Source organism: Kitasatospora sp. NPDC096147 (genome assembly GCF_044763225.1).
In the GTDB taxonomy this organism is placed as follows: domain Bacteria; phylum Actinomycetota; class Actinomycetes; order Streptomycetales; family Streptomycetaceae; genus Kitasatospora.
This window is the reverse complement of record NZ_JBIWFX010000002.1, coordinates 658,011-676,419: the sequence shown is the minus strand read 5'-3', so window position 1 is coordinate 676,419 and position 18,409 is coordinate 658,011. Positions and strand designations below refer to the sequence as shown.

Genomic DNA, 18,409 nt, shown 5'->3' with positions numbered 1-18,409 from the left:
GCGGATGCCCCGAGCCTAGCGTTCGGCGGATCACCCGCCCGTGCCCCGGCGCGCGGTCCGCTCCGCACGCCACCCGTCCGCCTCCGGTGCGCGTCGGCGTCCACGCCGCGCTGCCGGTGCGGTGGCTGGCGGTGTGTCAGGTCCTCACCGACCCCGGAACCTGCCCGCGCCGACCGACGTGGCGGTGCCGTCAGTGCGTCAGGTTCTCCGCCAGGTACTGGACCGCCACCCGGACCAGGCGCAACCGCTCCCGGTCGGGCGCGAAGTCCCGCACCACGTCGGAGAGCCGGACGTTGGCCTTGGCCGCCCGGCCCTGACCCTCCTTCAGCGCCTTCTGCAGTCCGCGCGCCGCACCCAGCCCCTCGACATCCTCCTTGGCGGCGGCCAGCAGCAGCTTCGCCGCCGTGCCCTCCGGCGCCTCCGCCGCAGCCGCGGCCAGCGCCGCTCCGTCGTACCGGCCCGAGACGGCGGCAGCCGCGCCGTACAGGTCCGGGCGGGCCAGCCCGGCGGCGGCGGCGCAGGCCGCGCCGCCCTCGACCCCCAGCACGCCCCAGCCGCCGGGGCCGGGCGGCAGGGTGCGGAAGGCGGCGCCGACCGCCGTCCGCAGCGCCTGGTCGTCGGCGATAGCCTGCGGGGCGGCGGCGACCAGTTCGCAGGGGTGCCCGGTACCGGCCGGAGCCGCCGGGGCGACCAGGACGAACGGGCGGGAGCGGCCGAGCTTCACGGCGGACGCGACGCCCTCGAAGACGTCGGGCAGCTCGGCGTCGGCGGTCCGGCCGGTGGTGCCCGCATGCAGCACGACCACCGGGAAGCGGGCCTGCGGCTCGGCCCGGTAGCGGTCCGGCAGCCAGACCCGCACCGTCCGGGGACGGCCGTCCGGCCCGGCCACCGCACCCTCCATCAGCTCACCGCCCGCGGGCTTGCCGATCAGGTCGAACTGCGTGACCACGGGAGGGAGTTCGACCGCGGAAGGCGAGGGCTGCAGTGGCGGCGCGGCGGGCTTCTCCACCGACACCACGGTGACGGCCCGGTCGGGACGCACCCCCCGGCCGTCCAGCACCACCGCGACGGTGAGCGCGGTCGCGCACATCCCGCACAGTACCGCGCCACCCGCCCTGACCAGCAACGGCCGTTGCTCGGCGGTCAGTTCGTAGGTCTGGGCGGCCTTCAGGTCACGCCAGCGGACCAGCGCGGCCCGGGCCAGCAGGAACCCGACGGCCAGGGCCGCCACCAGCGGCACGACGAGGAACGGTCTGGGCATGCGGCGCACCACCTCGTGGACGGTCGGCCCGGGTGAGCGGGCCCGGGCCACTGCGGGCTCGGTGCACAGCGTGCCGGGCGCAGCGGCGGGCGGCGGCGCGGCTCCCGGGGTGGGTCCGGGTTTCACTCGAAGGGAGGAGGCGAGGTTTCGTCAACCCACCGCCGTACGGCGGCAGCCGGGGCTCCGTGAGGGCGGGCCCGGCGCGGCCGGGGCCCTGCGGGAGCGGGGCTCGGTGGCCCGCAGTTTCGTGGGCCCCGGGCTCGGACGGCCACCGCTCCACGCGGGCGCAGCTCGGTGCGGGCGCAGCTCAGTGGAGGCGCCGCTCAGCGGAGGCGCCCCGGGTGACGGCCGGTCAGCCCGCCCGCAGGGCGACCGTCATCGCCTCGACCGCCAGCAGTGGGTCCACGTTCCGGTCCAAGGCCCGGCGGCAGGCCAGCACGGCCTCGATCCGGCGCAGCGTGTTCTCCGCGCTCCCGGCGCCCGCGACCCGGCCGAGCGCCGGGCGCTGGTCCTCGTTGGAGAGCGGACCGGTGGCGCCGAGCTGGATCGCCAGCACGTCCCGGTAGAAGCCGAGCAGGTCGAGCAGCGCCACGCCGAGCGTCTCCCGCCGGGTCCGGGTGGCCCGGCTCTTCTGGCGCTTCTCCAGCTCCTTGACGGCGCCCGCCATGCCACGCGGCGCGCGGCTGCCCTCGACCGCCCCGTAGGCCGCCCTCAGATCGCCGGTCTCCTTGGCGTCCTGGGTCTCCGCCAGTGCCTCGGCGTCCGCCTTCGCGGTGTCCACCAGACGCTGGGCGGCGGCCAGGCAGCCGCCGATGTCCGCGACCTCCAGTGGGATCTTCAGCACGTCCAACCGGCGGGCCCGGGCCTGGTCGTCCACCGCCAGGCGGCGCGACCGCTCGATGTCGCCCTGCCCGGCGAGCGCGGCCAGCCGCGCGGTCTCCGCCGCCACGCCGTCCCGGCGGACCAGCATGTCGGCCACCGCCTCGGCCGCCGGGGTGCGCAGGACCAGCAGGCGGCAGCGCGAACGGATGGTGGGGAGCACGTCCTGCACCGAGGGGGCGCAGAGCAGCCAGACGGTGCGCGGGGAAGGCTCCTCCACACCCTTGAGCAGCGCGTTGGCCGCCGCCTCGGTCAGCCGGTGCGCGGCGTCCACCAGGATCACCGACCAACGGCCGCCGGTCGGGTAGCTGGCGGCACGGAGCACCAGGTCGCGCATGTCGCCGACACCGATCGAGAGGCCGTCGGTGCGGACGTACTTCACGTCGGCATGGCTGCCGGAGAGCACCGTGTGACAGCCGTCGCAGAAGCCGCAGCCCGGCACGCCGCCGAGGTCGAGGTCGGGGCTGGTGCACTGGAGCGCGGCGGCGAAGGCCCGCGCGGCGGTGGTCTGCCCGGCTCCCGGAGGACCGGTGAACAGCCAGGCGTGGGTCATCAGCGAGGCGTTCCCGCCAGGGATGCCCTCTGACGGGGCGTCACCCGAACGTCCGGCGACCACCGTCGCCCGCGCCGCCACGGCCGCCGCCGTCAGCTGCTCGACCACCCGATCCTGGCCGACCAGGTCGTCCCACACACTCACGCCGCACTCCCTCGTCCCACCCGAGCCTAGCCGCAACGGCGGACACCCAGGGGCCGCCACCGTCCCGGGGCACCGGACCGGACGGCGCCGGAGCACGCGCCCCTGGGCCGCACAGTACGGAACCGCACGACGGAGGGGCGGGCCCGGCCACCGGCCGCACCCGCCCCTCCACCCTGCTCACTTGCGCTTGCGGCCCTTGCGGTTGCTCTCCGGGTCCTCGCCGGTCTCCTCCCAGCGGGCCCACTCCTCCCGCGAGCCGAGCAGGCTGTCGGTCAGGCTCGGGAGGTCGTCCATCGGGGTCTCCTCGGCCCAGGACGGACGAGGCCGCGCCCCGTCCACCGGCACCTCCAGCTCCCGGGTGGACTCGGCCTCGGACTCCGCCGGTTCGTCCCGCCACAGACCCGGCGGCACCCGGTCGACGGGCGCAGCGGGCACGGCCGGCGTGGCGGGTGCAGCCGGCGCCACGGGCGCGGCCGGAGCCGCCGCTCGGCCGCCGGTCAGCTTGGGCAGCTCGGCGGTCCGGGCCCCCTCCACCTTGGGCAGCACGGCCGTCTCGTCCGCCGGGACGCGCGGCATGACCGCCGTCTCGTCCGCCGGCACCCGGGGGAGCACCGCGGTCTCGTCGGCCGGCACGCGCGGCAGCACCGCGGTCTCGTCCGGCTTCCGGAGCTGGGTGGTGGCCTGGTCCCGGTCGCGGCCGGGGTGGGCCAGCTCCATGGTGGTGGCCGACTCATCCGTCGCGGAGCCCGTACCGGAGCCCGCACCCGCCGCACCCGCCGCACCCGCCGAAGCAGCAGCCGTTGCCGCCGCAGCCGCCAGCCGGGCCGCCTCCGCCCGCTGCAGGGCCTCCTCGGCCCGCCGTCGCTGCTCGGCCCGCTGCTCCTCGCGCTGCCGCTGGAGCTCGGCCTGCGCCGCCGCCTCGGCCGCCAGGCGCTGCCGCTCGGCCTCCTCGACCTTGCGCCGTTCGGCCTCCGCCGCCGCCCGGGCGGCCTCCTCCTCGGCCCGGCGGGCGGCCTCCGCCTCCGCCTTCAGCCGCGCCTCCTCGGCGGCCTTGGCCGCCGCCTCGGCCGCGACCCGCTCGGCCTCCTCACGGGCGAGCCGGTCCTTCTCCTCCTGCTCCTTGCGCAGTTCCTCCAGCAGGGCAAGCCGCTTGCGCTCGGCCTCCTCGGCCTCGGCCTTCAGCCGGGCCTCCTCGGCGGCGCGGCGGGCCGCCGCCTCCCGGGCGAGGCGCTCCTGCTCGATCCGGGCGGCCTTCTCCTGGTCGGAGAGCGGCAGCTCGCGGTCGAGCCGGTGCCGGATCGCGGTGGTGACGGAAGCGGGCTGCTGGCTGCCGTCCACCACCAGGTAGCGGGCCGGGTCGGCGGCGGCCAGCGCGAGGAAGCCGGCCCGCACCCGGGCGTGGAACTCGGTGGGCTCGGACTCCAGCCGGTCCAGCGCCTCGGTGAAGCGCTCGCGCGCCGCCTCGGGCGCCACGTCCAGCACCACGGTCAGGTCGGGCACCAGCCCGCCGGTCGCCCAGCGGGAGATGCGGGCAACCTCGGTGGCGGCCAGGTCGCGGCCGGCTCCCTGGTAGGCGATCGAGGAGTCCATGTACCGGTCGGTGATCACCACTGCGCCGCGCTCCAGCGCGGGACGGATGACGTTCTCCACGTGCTCGGCCCGGTCGGCCGCGTAGATCAGTGCCTCGGCCCGGTGCGAGAGGCCGGTGTTGCCGACGTCCAGCACCAGGGCGCGCAGCCGCTGCCCGATCGGCGAACCACCGGGCTCGCGGGTGATCACCACCTCGTGGCCCTTGCTGCGGATCCACTCGGCCAGCGCGTTCGCCTGGGTGGACTTGCCGGCACCGTCCCCGCCCTCCAGGGCAATGAAGTAGCCGGTGCCGCTGACCCGGTGCGGCGGCACCTGGTCCGCTCCCCGGACGGAGCGCAGCAGCTCGCGGCCGAACGGCACGCTGCCCCGCTGGTCGTCGGTGCGCAGCAGCACCACGGCGGCCAGCACCAGCACCAGCAGACCGGCGGTGCCGACGGCCAGCGCGGCGCCGTCGTGGATGAAGGTGAAGCTGCCCGGCCGGACCTCGCCGAGCGAGATCTCGCCGTACCCGGCGGCGGCCAGCGGCATCAGCACCAGCGCGGCGCCGACCACCACCCGCAGCACCGCCTGGAGGTGCTCGGTGACCTGCGGCAGCCGGGCCTCCTCGACCTCCTGGGCGAGCAGGGTCCGACCGGTGCCGATCACCACGCCGGCGGCCAGGCCGGCCAGCACGGTGAGCAGCAGCACCAGGACGAAGTCCAGCACCAGACCGGCCAGGATCAGCGCCACGCCCTCGGTGATCAGGGCGAGCGCCAGCAGCCGGCGGCGGGAGAGCGAGGGCAGCAGCGGGCGGGTGATCCGCACGCCGACGGCGGGGGCACCGGCCGCCGCCAGCACCAGCAGGCCGTAGCCGATCGGGCCGCCCCGGTGGTCCACCGAGGTGAGCACGCCGAGCGCGACCACGCCCGCCATCGAGGCGTAGGCGGCGGCCACCGCGAAGGTGAAGAACGGGGCGGAGCCGGTCCGGCCCTTGCGGAGGGCCGGACCGGGGGTGGCGTCGGTCGGGGCGCGCAGGCCCCGCAGCGGGGAGCGCGGGGCGGCGGCCGGGCCGGCGGGCAGCTGCTGGAGGGCGAAGAGCACCGCGGAGGCGGCCAGCAGCAGCGCGGCACCGACCCCGGCGGTGGTGAACTGGTGCGCCCGCAGCCAGTCCGACCCGAAGGCGGCGAAGACGTTGTTGACCAGGGTCAGCACGACCAGCAGCGCGCCGGCCATCGGCACCACGGCCCAGCCGGTGCGCAGGTCGACCGCGCGCACGGTGTCCAGGTAGGCGGCCGAGGGCCGCTGCTCCGACTCGGGCGCGTACTGGTCGGCCACCGGCAGCAGGCCGGGCACGGCCGCGTCCTTGGCCACCGCCCAGATCCGCTCGGCCGCACCGAGCAGGAAGGCGGTGCCCAGCAGCAGCCAGAGCGCCGACCCGGAGGCCCAGCTGAGCCACCAGGGGGCGAGTCCGATCAGGACCGCGCGGAAGGCGTCGGCTCCGATCAGCACCCAGCGCCGGTCCAGCTTCGAAGCGAACAGACCGTGCACCGGTCCGAGCAGCGCCGCACCGAACAGCACGGTGGCCAGCAGCCGCGCCGCCAGCACCGCCGCCACCGCCAGCGCCCCGGCCCGGTAGCCGTGGCCGAACTGGCCGCCGACCAGCGCGGCCACCCAGGCCAGGCCGACCAGCACCAGCAGCCCGAGCCGGTCACCGGCCCCGCCGATCAGCTGCGCGGTCCACAGCCGCCGGTACGGGCGCAGCCGCAGCAACGCCCTGGCCCGCTCACCGGGGGTCCCGGCGGGACGGATCTCCGGCGGCTCGGCGACACCGGTCGGACTGGGCTGCTCCTCGCTCGTCATACCGTCAGCGTAGCGGTCACGGACGGTCGGATAAGAGGGGCGAGGCGCTCCGGAACGCCGTCATCACAGGGTTGTGACACTCCCCCCGCACACGTCGAGGGCCCGTACCGGAGTACGGGCCCTCGACCCTGACGGAGGCTCAGCCGCGCGCCGGGGCGGGCTGACGACGGCTCAGTCCTGCTCGGGAGCAGCCACCTTCTCGGCCGCGACCTTCTTGGCCGCGGTCTTCTTGGCGGCGGTCTTCTTCGCCGTCGCGGTACCGGCCGCCGTGGTCTTCTTGGCCGCCGTCTTCTTCGCCGTGGTGGTCTTCTTGGCGGCGGTCTTCTTGGTCGCCGCCGCCTTCTTCGCCGGTGCCTTCTTGGCGGCCTTCTTCACCGGGCCCCGGGCCCGCTTCTCGGCCAGCAGCTCGTAGCCGCGCTCCGGCGTGATGGTCTCGACGTCGTCGTCCTTGCGGAGCGTCGCGTTGGTCTCGCCGTCGGTCACGTACGGTCCGAACCGGCCGTCCTTGACCACCACCGGTCGCTCGCTGACCGGGTCGTTGCCCAGCTCCTTGAGCGGCGGCGCCGCGGCGGCCCGGCCGCGCTGCTTCGGCTGGGCGTAGATGGCCAGCGCCTCCTCGAGGGTGACGGTGAACATCTGCTCCTCGCTGGTCAGCGAGCGCGAGTCGGTCCCCTTCTTGAGGTAGGGGCCGTACCGGCCGTTCTGAGCGGTGATCTCCACGCCCTCGGCGTCGGTGCCGACCACCCGGGGCAGCGACAGCAGCCGCAGGGCGTCGTCCAGCGTGACGGTGTCCAGCGACATCGTCTTGAGCAGCGAGGCGGTGCGCGGCTTGACCGCGTTCTTGCCGGTCTTCGGCGTGCCCTCGGGCAGGATCTCGGTGACGTACGGACCGTAGCGGCCGTCCTTGGCGACCAGCATGTTGCCGGACTCCGGGTCCTTGCCCAGCTCGAAGTCGCCGCTGGGCTTGGCCAGCAGCTCCTCGGCCAGCTCGACGGTCAGCTCGTCCGGCGGCAGCTCGTCCGGGATGTCGGCGCGCTGCCCGGACTCGCCCTCGACCGGCGAGGCCTTCTCCACGTACGGGCCGTAGCGGCCGACCCGCAGGGTGATCTCGTCGTTGAGCGGGAACGAGCTGATCTCCCGGGCGTCGATCGCGCCCAGGTCGGTGACCAGCTCCTTCAGCCCGCCCAGGTGGTCACCGTCGCCGTTGCCCGCGTCGGCGGCGCCGCCCGCGATCGCGGCACCCTCGCCCTCGCCGAAGTAGAAGCGCTTGAGCCACGGCACGGACTCGGCCTCACCGGCCGCGATCCGGTCGAGGTCGTCCTCCATCTTGGCGGTGAAGTCGTAGTCGACCAGCCGGCCGAAGTGCTTCTCCAGCAGGTTCACCACGGCGAACGAGAGGAAGGAGGGGACCAGCGCGGTGCCCTTCTTGAAGACGTACTTCCGGTTGATGATCGTGTCGATGATCGACGCGTAGGTCGACGGGCGGCCGATCTCCCGGTCCTCCAGCTCCTTGACCAGCGAGGCCTCGGTGTAGCGGGCCGGCGGCTTGGTCGAGTGGCCTTCGGGGGTGAGCTGCTCGGCGGCCAGCGGGTCGCCCTCGGCGACCTGGGGCAGCCGGCGCTCGCGGTCGTCCAGCTCGGCGTTCGGGTCGTCGGCGCCCTCCACGTAGGCCTTGAGGAAGCCGTGGAAGGTGATGATCTTGCCGGAGGCGGAGAACTCCACGTCCTGCCCGGTGGCCGCCCGGCCGCCGACCTTGACTGTCACCGACTGGCCGACGGCGTCCTTCATCTGGGAGGCGACGGTGCGCATCCAGATCAGCTCGTAGAGCCGGAACTCGTCGCTGCTCAGACCGGTCTCGGCCGGGGTCCGGAAGCGGTCGCCGGAGGGGCGGATCGCCTCGTGCGCCTCCTGGGCGTTCTTCACCTTGGAGGCGTAGGTGCGCGGCGCGTCCGGCAGGTAGTCGGCGCCGTAGAGCTGGGTGACCTGGGCCCGGGCAGCCGCGATCGCGGTCTCCGAGAGCGTGGTCGAGTCGGTGCGCATGTAGGTGATGAAGCCGTTCTCGTACAGCTTCTGGGCCACCTGCATGGTGCGCTTGGCGCCGAAGCCCAGCTTGCGGCTGGCCTCCTGCTGGAGCGTGGTGGTGCGGAACGGCGCGTACGGCGAGCGGCGGTAGGGCTTCGACTCGACGCTGCGGACCGAGAACGCCGTCTGCTCCAGGGCGGCGGCCAGCGCGCGGGCGGCCGTCTCGTCCAGGTGCAGGGTGTTGGCGCTCGCGGACTTCAGCCTGCCGTCCGAGCCGAAGTCACGGCCGGAGGCGATCCGCTTGCCGTCCACCTGGGACAGCCGGGCGCCGAAGGACTCCGGGTCGGCCGCGTCGGCGGTGGTGCGGCCGGTGCCGAAGGTGCCGGTCAGGTCCCAGTAGGAGGCGGTGCGGAAGGCCATCCGCTCGCGCTCCCGCTCGACCACCAGGCGGGTGGCGACGGACTGCACGCGGCCCGCCGAGAGCTTCGGCATGACCTTCTTCCAGAGCACCGGCGAGACCTCGTAGCCGTAGAGGCGGTCGAGGATGCGGCGGGTCTCCTGGGCGTCCACCAGGCGCTGGTTCAGCTCGCGCGGGTTGCGCACGGCCTCCTGGATGGCGTCCTTGGTGATCTCGTGGAAGACCATCCGGTGCACCGGCACCTTGGGCTTCAGGACCTGCTGGAGGTGCCACGCGATGGCCTCGCCCTCGCGGTCCTCATCGGTGGCGAGGAAGAGCTCGTCGGACTCCGCGAGCAGCGACTTGAGCTTGGTGACCTGGGACTTCTTGTCCGCGTTCACCACGTAGATCGGCGCGAAGTCGTGGTCCACGTCGACACCGAGGCGACGCACCTCGCCGGTGTACTTGTCCGGCACCTCGGCGGCCGTGCCGGGAAGGTCGCGGATGTGCCCGACGCTGGCCTCGACGACGTAGCCGGGGCCCAGGTAGCCCTTGATCGTCTTGGCCTTGGCCGGCGACTCGACGATGACGAGTCGCTTGCCGTGCGCGGTCTCGCTGCTCGGGGACACCTTCGCTCTTCTCTCCCGGTCGTTTCTACGTCTGCTGGGCGGCGCTTGGTGGCCGGGGAGAGTGCGAAAATCCCGTCCTCCCCGCCGTGCGGGACTGTCGCTCCGCGACGGCCCCACCAGCGGAGTGTGACCGTACCCTGGCCACCCTTGTCAAACGAACGGATCGCACTTTTTCACCGGCAAGGCCGACCTACGCCACTCGAACGGTAACCCGATGGCGCGCGTTCCCGCCGCGCGGAGGGGGGTCCCGAGTGTCCCGGGGGTCGGATTCCGGACGGCGGCGACCGTTCAGCGGGCGCACCCGGCGAGCCGAACCGGGGGACGCGACGGCCCGTCCGGGCCGCCCAGGACGGGGCCACGGGCCTTGCAGTCATGGGATCGATCGCATCCGCACCGATGACGGCGCCGGGCGGAGCGGGCGGTGGCGGGCGGCTCCGGCGCCCGGGCCGTCGCGACGGGAGCCCCGCCGTCGGGCGCCGGGTACGCGGTGACGTGAACCCGTGAATCCGGCGTCCCTGAGCTTCAGAGCCCCGGAGCTTCGGAGGCCTTGAGCCTTGAAGCCTTGAGCTTCAGGCCCGGGGGTCAGCGGGCCAGCACCTCGCCGAGCAGGCTGAGGCCGCCGGCCAGCGCGCTGGTTCCGAGCAGCAGCCACAGCACGTCGCCGGGGACGGCCGAACCCGCCGAACCCGCCGCCAGCACCACCCGGCTCGGCCGCCGCGCGTCGTACCGCACCGGCACGGCTGCGCCGGGCACCAGCCAGGCCGGGCGGCGCAGCGGGGTCTGCCCGCGCGGCCTGGTCAGCACGGACCGGTCAGGACCGGTCGGGACGGCGAGCAGCGGGGCGCTGTCCAGCTCGCCGTAGGTCTCCGCACCGGGCTCGCCGAACGCGTCGCGGTCCGCGACCACCCGGGCGGTGACGGGCACACCGTGGCGGCGCAGGTGGTGGCGAAGTCGCAGTTCGACAGCGCACCAGAGCAGTAGCGCGCTACCGAAGAGCGTGAGTACCACCCCTGCCGCCAATGCCGTCGGCGTCTCCATCGCCCCACCCCTCCCGCCCGCCCCACCTCGTCCACAGCCTGTGGACGGGAGGCTGGCAGGTGCGGACGGCCGGGTGTCGTACGCCCGGCGAAGCCGGGGCCCCCTGGGGGTGAACCGGAGATGACGGGCCGTCACAGGGCCCCTGGTGGCCGCCGGGCCGGCCGCCGACGGGCCACTTCCGCGTTCGAACCGGGCCGGGCCGCACCGTTGTCCACCGCCTGTGGACAACGTTCTCCACTCTCACCGCCCGGGCCCGAAGGGCGCACCCCTCGGGCCGCCACCGGCGCCCCGCTCCGCCGGGCTACCCGACCGGCTCGATGAAGCCCTGCTCGGTCAGCAGCCGCAGCGACTCCGGCACCCGGTCCCGCAGCACCACCCGGTCCTCGCCGAGCAGCTGCGCGATCGCGTCCACGATCTCGCCGGCCGCCAGCGTGCCGTCGCAGACCCCGACGAAGCCCGCGCCCACGGTGTCCACCTTGGTGGCGCGGCGCATGCCCCGGTTGTGACGGAGCACCACGTGCTCCGGGTCCTCCGCGCCGGGGGCACCGACCTGCTCCTGCACCACCTCGTCGGCCAGCTGGTAACGGGCCGCCAGCAGCGCGGCATCGTCGTGGCCGCGCAGGAAGTCCTGCCGTTCGAACCAGCCCTCGATGTGCGGGCCGAGCGGCTGCTCCACCGGGTGCGGCCACTCCTCGATCCGAACCGTCGGCTGCTCCGCGCCGCCCGCCCGCAGGGTGATCCAGCCGAATCCGATGCCCTCGACCCCGCCCGCCGCGAAGGCGTCCAGCCACTCCCCGTACCGGGCCTGGTAGTCCGAACCCGGGCCCCGGTGGTCACCCCCGTCGCGCAGCCAGAGCTCGGCGTACTGGGCCGGGTCCTGCACCTCTCGCTGCACCACCCAGGCGTCCAGCCCGGTGCCGGCCACCCAGCCGGCCAACCGGTCCTGCCAGTCCTCGCCCCTGACGTGCTGCCAGTTCGCCAGCAGGTGGCAGTAGCCGCCCGGCTCCAGGTGCGCGGCGGCACCCCGGACGATAGAGCGGCAGAGCTCGTCGCCCGCCATCCCGCCGTCCCGGTAGACGAAACGGCTGCCGGGGGAGATCACGAACGGCGGGTTGGAGACGATCAGGTCGAACCGCGCGTCCCCGACGGGCTCAAACAGGCTGCCCTCGGCGGTCTCCACGTTCTCGAAGCCGGACAGCGCCAGGGTCAGCGCGGTGAAGTGCAGCGCGCGCGGGTTGAGGTCGGTCGCGGTGACGTGCTGGGCGTGCCGGACGGTGTGCAGCGCCTGCACACCCGAACCGGAGCCCAGGTCCAGCGCCCGGCGCACCGGGCGGCGCACGGCCAGGTTGGCCAGCGTGGTGGACGCCCCGCCGACACCCAGCACCAGGTCCTTGCGGGCCACCCCGTTCGAGGTCTCGCCGGAGCCGATGCCGCCAGCCCCGCCGACCGCGCACCCCAGGTCGGAGACCACCCAGGCATCGGCGCTGGGCAGACCGGAGACCTCGTTGGCGTACGGGCGCACGTCCACCGCGGCCCGCACCTCGTCGCCGTCCCGGACCAGCCAACGGTCCGTCAGGCAGTCCTCCACCGGCAGCGCGGCGGCCGCGGCGGCGTACGGCGCCGGCTGCTGGAGCAGGAACAGCCGGACCAGGGTCTCCAACGGGCTGCCGCCCCCGGTAGCCCGCAGGGCGGGCACGGCCTCGCTCCGGGCGAGCGCGGCGTACGCGGTCGGCCCGAGCAGGTCGAGGCACCCGTCGGCGGTGAAGGAGGCGGCGAGCAACGCCTCGCGCAGCTTCGCGAGGCGGGCATGGTCAAGTGCAGGGCTGCTACTGGTCACCGGCCCATTCTCCCGCCTGTCGGCGGGGCGGCGGGCCGGTGACCGGAGCTCAGCCGCTCGGCGTGGCGGCCGGGGTCCCGGACGGGGTCCCGGAGGCGGCGGCCGAGGGAGTCTCCGAGGAGCCGGTGGAAGGCGTGCCGGAGGCCGCGGCGGAGGGCGACTGCCCCTCGGTCGGCGCACCGCTCTGCCCGGGCGTCTGGCTCGGCGCCTGGCTCGGCGTCTGACCAGCCGTCTGGCCGCCGTCCGGGCCCGGCGTCTGACTGCCCGTCGGCGAGGGCTTGCAGCCGGTCTGCTTGGAGATCGCGACGCCGAGCTCACCGCTCTGCAGCGTGTTGAGCGCGTCCGTGGACTGCTGGGCCAGCCGCTGGATCTGGTCACTGACGCTGCGCAGACCGTCGGCGAACTTCGCCTGGTCCTCGTTGGGCAACGCGGTCAGCTTCTGCTGGACGTCCAGGTAGCCCTGGGCTGCCTGCTTGAGCTCGTCCGAGGCACCCTGCTGGACCTTGGCGCCCTCACCGACCTTCGGCGCACCCGCCTTGGCGATCGCGTCCGCCAGCTGCTGGTTGGTCTGCGCCAGCGTGCCCAGGTCGCCGGCGAGCCGCTTCTGCAGCTCGGCCGGAGCCTCACCCGGGACGACCTTGCCGCTGTCCTCCAGCGCGGTCTTCGACTGCACGATCGGATCGTGCGCCGCGTCGCAGACGCTCTTCGCCCAGGAGTCGAGCGCGGCGGTGGCCGAGTCGTCGTCACCGCCGCAACCGACGGCGCCCACCGCCAGCGTCAGGCCCAGCACGGGTACGGCCCACAGCCGCTTCTCGAACTTCACCCTGTGAACCTACACGGCGGCCACCTGCCACCGATCCGCTCCGCCGGATCCCGCTCCGGGCCGTGCGCCCGCGCTGCGACTCGGGACCACCCGAGTCACCGTACGACGCTGCGCTCCCGCGAGCCGAGCCTCCCCGGAGGTGTCCGGCTCCCGGACATGCTCAGGACCCGTCGATGTGCTCAGGACGCCTCGATGTGCTCAGAACTCGCCGAGGTGCTCAGAACTCGCCGAGCTCCGGCAGCAGCGGCCAACTCATCCGGATCAGCCCACCGCCAGCCCCCGAGGTGACCTCGACGTCCTCGACCAAGCCGGTGATCACCGCGAGTCCGAGTGCGTCCTCCGCATCCTCGCCCGCCTCCTCGGCGGCACTGCCGACCGGCGGCAGACCGGACGGGCCGGCCTCGTCCTCCACCTCGACGAGGAAACGCTTCTCCTGATCGGTGAGCGCCACCCGGACCGCGCCGTCGACGCCACCCCGCTGGTGCAGACCCACCGCCCGCGAGCACGCCTCGCCCACGGCGAGCCGGACCTCATCGAGCACGGACTCATCGACTCCGGCACGCCGCGCCACCGCCGCAGCCACCAGACGGGCCGTCCGCACGTGCTCGGGAAGTGCGCTGAACCGAAGTTCGACCGTTGCCATTGTCTTCCCCTCCGGGATCGTGCCCGGGATCACACCCCGGGCTCGCGCGGGCCGGACGGCGCCGCGCCGGGGCAATCGCCCACCATCCGCCACCGGCGGGGCCGCAGTGGCCCCGCCGGTGTGCGAGTGAGCTTCATCGAGTGCCGCCGCGCGGGACGGGCCGGAAGCCAGGCTCCGGATCGCCCTGCTGACGGCAGGTCAGCGCCGCTCGACCGGTGCCGAGTCCGCACTGACGCCTGGTCAGACCACCAGGCCGGGGTGCCTGAGCACCCGTCAGTCGTTCGCCGCGACCGCGTCGTCCACCGAGGGGTGGATCGGGAAGACCTTGGTCAGACCGGTGATCCGGAAGATCTTCAGGATGCGCTCCTGGTTGCACACCAGGCGGAGCGAACCCTCGTGCGCGCGAACGCGCTTGAGACCGCCGACCAGGACACCGAGACCGGTCGAGTCCAGGAAGTCAACGCCCTCCATGTCGACGACCAGGTGGTAATTGCCCTCGTTGACGAGCTCGACCAGCTGCTCGCGCAGCTTGGGGGCGGTGTACACATCGATCTCGCCGCCAACCTCGACGACCGTACGGTCGCCGACAGTGCGGGTCGACAGGGACAGGTCCACGGAACCTCCAGCACCTTGCCTTGCTACGTCATTGCGATCCTCGGCCGGGTGACCGCGACCGCTTGGTCGCAAGGCCGGGCACGGCACGGCCACTGTCCTCGTGCGAGCGCGGCGATGCAACCCTCGGCCATGCGGCCGTCACGGCTTCATTCAACCACCTGTGACCATGCCCGCACGATGGCTTGGCGCGATTCTCCGTCACGGCAGTGACACACTGGATGGTCATGCCGCCCCGACACCACCAGCCAGAGGCCCTGCTGGCCGCCCTCTCAACCAGCCGTGGCAGAGCCGACCGCCTCACCCATACGGAGCACATGGCGGCCCGCCCCGCCCGGCACGCACCGTGGCCGGAGGGCATCCGCCCGGAGGTGGTGGCCGCCGCTCGGGAGCTCGGCATCGGCGAGCCCTGGGCCCATCAGGCCGAGGCGATGGAATTGGCCAAATCGGGCCAAACTGTGGTCCTGGCCACAGGCACCGCCTCCGGGAAGTCCCTCGGCTACCTGGCACCGGTGCTCAGCGACCTGCTCACCGGCACCGAGGCGCGCAACGGCCGGGGTGCCACGGCGCTCTACCTCGCCCCGACCAAGGCCCTCGCCGCCGACCAGCGCCGCCGCGCCGCCGAACTCGCCCCGAGCCGGGTCCGGGCCGCCCTCTACGACGGGGACACTCCGTTCGAGGAGCGCGAGTGGGTCCGCCAGTACGCCTCCTACGTGCTGACCAACCCGGACATGCTGCACCGGGGCATCCTGCCCGCACACCCGCGCTGGGCCTCCTTCCTCAAGACGCTGAAGTACGTGGTCATCGACGAGTGCCACAGCTACCGGGGCGTCTTCGGCTCGCACGTGGCCCAGGTGCTGCGGCGGCTCCGACGGCTCTGTGCCCGCTACGGCTCCTCCCCCACCTTCCTGCTCGCCTCCGCCACCACCGCCGACCCGGCCGTCACCGCGCAGCGGCTGACCGGACTGCCGGCCGTCGCGGTGACCGAGGACGCCTCGCCGCGCGGGCCGATGGTCTTCGCCCTCTGGGAGCCGCCGCTCACCGAGAACGTCGGGGAGCAGGGCGCGCCCGTACGCCGCACCGCCACCGCCGAGGCCGGGTACCTGCTGACCGAGCTGGTCGAGCAGGACACCCGCACGGTGGTCTTCGTCCGCTCCCGGCGGGCCGCCGAGTTGGTCGCCCTGCAGGCCCAGGAGCAGCTCGGCCAGCCGCTGGCCGCCCGGGTCGCCGCCTACCGGGGCGGCTACCTGGCGGAGGAGCGCCGGGGGCTCGAACAGGCCCTGCACTCCGGCCGCCTGCTCGGCCTGGCCTCCACCTCGGCGCTCGAACTCGGTGTGGACGTCTCCGGTCTGGACGCCGTCCTGATGGCCGGCTACCCGGGCACCCGGGCCTCACTCTGGCAGCAGGCGGGCCGGGCAGGGCGCGAAGCCCAAGGGGCGCTGGCCGTGCTGATCGCCCGGGACGACCCGCTGGACACCTATCTGGTGCACCACCCCGAGGCGCTGTTCGCCACTCCGGTCGAGGCCACCGTGCTGGACCCGGACAACCCGCACGTGCTCGCACCGCACCTGTGCGCAGCCGCCGCCGAACTCCCGCTCGGCGCCGAAGACCTGACGCTGTTCGGCCCGTCTGCCGAGCCGCTGCTGCCGGTGCTGGAGAAGCGCGGACTGCTCCGGCGCCGGACGGAAGGCTCCTGGTACTGGACCCGCCGGGAGCGGGCCGCCGATGCCGTGGACCTCCGGGGCAGTGGCGGCAACCCCGTGCAGATCGTGGAGGGCTCGACCGGCCGGCTGCTCGGCACCGTGGATGCCGCCGCCGCCCACACCACCGTCCACACGGGGGCGGTCCACCTGCACCAGGGGCGCAGCTACCTGGTGCAGGACCTCGACCTGGAGACCTCCGTCGCCTTGGTCGAGCCGGCCGACCCGCCCTACACCACCTCCGCCCGGGACATCACCTCCATCTCCGTGCTCTCCACCGACACCACCGTGGAGTGGGGCGAGGCGCGGCTCTGCTTCGGTTCGGTGGAGGTGGTCAACCAGGTGGTCGGATACCTCCGCAAGCGCATCTCGACCGGCGAGGTGCTGGGCGAGAGCAAGCTCGACCTACCGCCCCGGACGCTGCGCACCCGCGCCGTCTGGTGGTGCGTCACCGAGGACCAACTGCTGGACGCCGTGATCCCGTTCGACCAGCTGCCGGGCGCCGCCCACGCCGCCGAGCACGCCTCGATCGGCCTGCTCCCGCTCTTCGCCACCTGCGACCGCTGGGACATCGGCGGGGTCTCGGTACCGCTGCACCCGGACACCGGCCTGCCGACGGTCTTCGTGTACGACGGCCACTCCGGCGGTGCGGGCTTCGCCGAGCGGGGCTTCCGTGGCGCCGAGCAGTGGCTGACCGCCACCCGGGAGGCCATTGCGGCCTGCGAGTGCGAGCGGGGGTGCCCGTCGTGCGTGCAGTCTCCGAAGTGCGGCAACGGGAACGACCCGCTGGACAAGGCGGCAGCAGTGCGTCTGTTGGACGTCCTGCTGGCGGGTGCACCGGGGCGACAGGGCGAGCGGCTGCCGTCGGCAGGCGGGGAGCAGTCCTGAGGCGCCGTCACCTCATCTGCAGGGTTGGAGCGGGCGGGCCGGGCCGATCCATCCCCGTCCGGGGGCGACGGACTCCGGGGCGGCCTGCCGCCGGGCAATCCACTCCCGGGCTCTCCACGAGCGAACAGACCGGTCGAGGACAGTCCGGTCACGGCCGAGGTCACGGCCGGGACCCCCGGCACCCTCGGGACCGATCCGGCAGCGGACGGCCCGGGTAGGAGTGGCAGCGTAGGGGTGAGCGCGCTCGCAGCACCGGGACCGGTGTCGCCGCTGACGCCGACTGCTCCATCGCCCCAGGCCCACACCGGACCTGCCCTGGACCGCGCCCGCGCCGGACCGACCGGGAGGGGAACGCCCGAGACCCGGACCTCCACCACCACGTCGACCGCGTCGATGCTCTCGTGCACCTGGCAACTCACCAGCCGGGCCCGGTGCTCGCCAACAATCCGGGCCGCCCGGCCACAGCCGCCGTCCTCGTCCACCATCAAGTGTCCGGCGGCGGCGAGCGCAGCCAGATCAGCGGCCGACTCCGCCCGGTGCCGGGCGGCCACCACCGCCCCGACGGCCAGGCTCGCGGCGAAGACGACGCAGCCGAGCATCGCCAGCGAGACCAGCCAGATGCTCGCCGAGCCCCGGTCGGCCGCCGACCGAGGACCCGAATACCCTTTCTTTTGACGGCTGTTGGCGCCTGCTCGCCTGGCATCCGCCGATGCCATGGGGTCCTGTCCCTCTGTGCTCAGGCCGGCCACGGACCCCCGCCTCCCTCCGCGCCGATCACGTCCTCCCTGGCTGCAGCAGCCTCCGCGTGCAGACGGACCGACAACAGCCCGCCCAGCCGTCCGGGTGCCGGACTCGGGGCGTCGACGCTGACCCGGACGGTGTCGCCGGTCACCGAGACGGAGACGCTCGCCCCTGGTGGGGCAGCCGCACGCGCGAGCCCAGCCGCGCCACCGTCACCACGGGCAGCCGCCCGGGCCCCGATCCGCGCCGCGTCCACGCATTTGATCTGTGCAGCCGCCGCGACCACACCCCACACCAGCAAGGCGACCAGGAAGACCAGCGCGGGCAGGACGACCGCCGTCTCCGCCGTCACGAATCCGCGCTCCGCCGACCGCCTGCCGACCTGACGTGATTGCCCTGACCGTCGTCGCCCCCGGCCCGGCCAGCCAGCCGCCGTGCCACCGGCCCCCGGGGCGGGCACGGCCCGCCCGCCCCGGGCCGACGGCACGTCAGACCGCATGGAGCGCCCGGTTGAGCAGCTCGCTGATGGCTCCGGAGACCGCGCCACTGGTCACCACCTTGTACAGCAGGGCGGCGAACCCGCAGGCCGCCACGGTACCCACGGCGTACTCGGCCGTGGTCATCCCGGCGTCGCCCCGGGTGGTCCGCAAGCGGTGGACCCGGCTCGTCAGCCAGCGTCGGCGTCGGCGCATCAGCACGCGGATCCGGCGACTGCCGCCGATCGGCTGACGGGAACGGACCTCGTTGTAGGGGTGGGCGTGGCGAACGGTACGAGTCGTCATGACAGAACTCCTTCGTCAGTGCGGAGAGTTG

12 protein-coding genes and 1 pseudogene are annotated in these 18,409 nt (G+C 74.2%); 1 reads left to right on the top strand and 12 read right to left on the bottom strand.

The features are described 5' to 3' along the window. Positions 1-190 precede the first annotated feature (190 nt). The 9 genes from ACIRBX_RS08585 to ACIRBX_RS08545 all read right to left on the bottom strand — a co-directional run bounded on the left by ACIRBX_RS08585 (position 191) and on the right by ACIRBX_RS08545 (position 14,270). On the bottom strand, positions 191-1,261 hold the full coding sequence (locus ACIRBX_RS08585; RefSeq protein ID WP_402294679.1) for a hypothetical protein: 1,071 nt from the start codon (positions 1,259-1,261) through the stop codon (positions 191-193). A gap of 352 nt (positions 1,262-1,613) precedes the next feature. Continuing rightward, a complete protein-coding gene (locus ACIRBX_RS08580) occupies positions 1,614-2,837 on the bottom strand; it encodes a DNA polymerase III subunit delta' (protein ID WP_402294677.1) in 1,224 nt (407 codons plus the stop codon). Positions 2,838-3,014: 177 nt separating this feature from the next. Then, on the bottom strand, positions 3,015-6,266 hold the full coding sequence (tmk, locus tag ACIRBX_RS08575) for a dTMP kinase (protein WP_402294675.1): 3,252 nt from the start codon (positions 6,264-6,266) through the stop codon (positions 3,015-3,017). 171 nt (positions 6,267-6,437) lie between these two features. Then, the gene (gene topA, locus ACIRBX_RS08570) at positions 6,438-9,314 is read right to left on the bottom strand and encodes a type I DNA topoisomerase (protein WP_402294673.1); all 2,877 of its coding nucleotides are present in this window, start codon (positions 9,312-9,314) and stop codon (positions 6,438-6,440) included. Between the two features lie 582 nt (positions 9,315-9,896). Beyond that, entirely contained in the window at positions 9,897-10,352 is a 456-nt protein-coding gene (locus ACIRBX_RS08565) for a DUF3592 domain-containing protein (RefSeq protein WP_402294671.1), read from the bottom strand. 301 nt (positions 10,353-10,653) lie between these two features. After that, positions 10,654-12,189, bottom strand: coding sequence for a methyltransferase (locus tag ACIRBX_RS08560; protein ID WP_402294670.1), 1,536 nt, complete (start codon positions 12,187-12,189; stop codon positions 10,654-10,656). 49 nt (positions 12,190-12,238) lie between these two features. Then, on the bottom strand, positions 12,239-13,012 hold the full coding sequence (locus ACIRBX_RS08555) for a hypothetical protein (RefSeq protein WP_402294668.1): 774 nt from the start codon (positions 13,010-13,012) through the stop codon (positions 12,239-12,241). 217 nt (positions 13,013-13,229) lie between these two features. Then, positions 13,230-13,655 (bottom strand): ATP-binding protein, encoded by a 426-nt coding sequence (locus ACIRBX_RS08550; protein WP_402294666.1) that lies wholly within the window; start codon positions 13,653-13,655, stop codon positions 13,230-13,232. Between the two features lie 273 nt (positions 13,656-13,928). Further along, positions 13,929-14,270 carry an STAS domain-containing protein gene (locus ACIRBX_RS08545; protein ID WP_402294665.1) on the bottom strand — a complete coding sequence of 114 codons (342 nt, stop codon included), beginning with the start codon at positions 14,268-14,270 and terminating at the stop codon, positions 13,929-13,931. A gap of 224 nt (positions 14,271-14,494) precedes the next feature. On the opposite strand from ACIRBX_RS08545, the gene ACIRBX_RS08540 reads away from it, so the two are divergent. Beyond that, the gene (locus tag ACIRBX_RS08540) at positions 14,495-16,855 is read left to right on the top strand and encodes a DEAD/DEAH box helicase (RefSeq protein WP_402294663.1); all 2,361 of its coding nucleotides are present in this window, start codon (positions 14,495-14,497) and stop codon (positions 16,853-16,855) included. Positions 16,856-17,172: 317 nt separating this feature from the next. On the opposite strand, the pseudogene ACIRBX_RS08535 reads toward ACIRBX_RS08540, so the two are convergent. The 3 genes and pseudogenes from ACIRBX_RS08535 to ACIRBX_RS08525 form a co-directional block, all read right to left on the bottom strand. Further along, positions 17,173-17,571, bottom strand: a pseudogene (locus ACIRBX_RS08535) (Rv3654c family TadE-like protein); the annotation flags it as partial. A gap of 20 nt (positions 17,572-17,591) precedes the next feature. Next, positions 17,592-17,948, bottom strand: coding sequence for a TadE family type IV pilus minor pilin (locus ACIRBX_RS08530; protein WP_402294661.1), 357 nt, complete (start codon positions 17,946-17,948; stop codon positions 17,592-17,594). A gap of 136 nt (positions 17,949-18,084) precedes the next feature. Further along, the gene (locus tag ACIRBX_RS08525; protein WP_402294659.1) at positions 18,085-18,378 is read right to left on the bottom strand and encodes a DUF4244 domain-containing protein; all 294 of its coding nucleotides are present in this window, start codon (positions 18,376-18,378) and stop codon (positions 18,085-18,087) included. Positions 18,379-18,409: the final 31 nt, after the last annotated feature.

Bases quoted from the DNA above. Each gene is read 5' to 3' on its own strand.
- ACIRBX_RS08525 (WP_402294659.1), bottom strand. From the start codon at position 18,378: ATGACGACTCGTACCGTTCGCCACGCCCACCCCTACAACGAGGTCCGT.
- ACIRBX_RS08540 (WP_402294663.1), top strand. From the start codon at position 14,495: ATGCCGCCCCGACACCACCAGCCAGAGGCCCTGCTGGCCGCCCTCTCA.
- ACIRBX_RS08550 (WP_402294666.1), bottom strand. From the start codon at position 13,655: ATGGCAACGGTCGAACTTCGGTTCAGCGCACTTCCCGAGCACGTGCGG.
- tmk (WP_402294675.1), bottom strand. From the start codon at position 6,266: ATGACGAGCGAGGAGCAGCCCAGTCCGACCGGTGTCGCCGAGCCGCCG.
- ACIRBX_RS08565 (WP_402294671.1), bottom strand. From the start codon at position 10,352: ATGGAGACGCCGACGGCATTGGCGGCAGGGGTGGTACTCACGCTCTTC.
- ACIRBX_RS08585 (WP_402294679.1), bottom strand. From the start codon at position 1,261: ATGCCCAGACCGTTCCTCGTCGTGCCGCTGGTGGCGGCCCTGGCCGTC.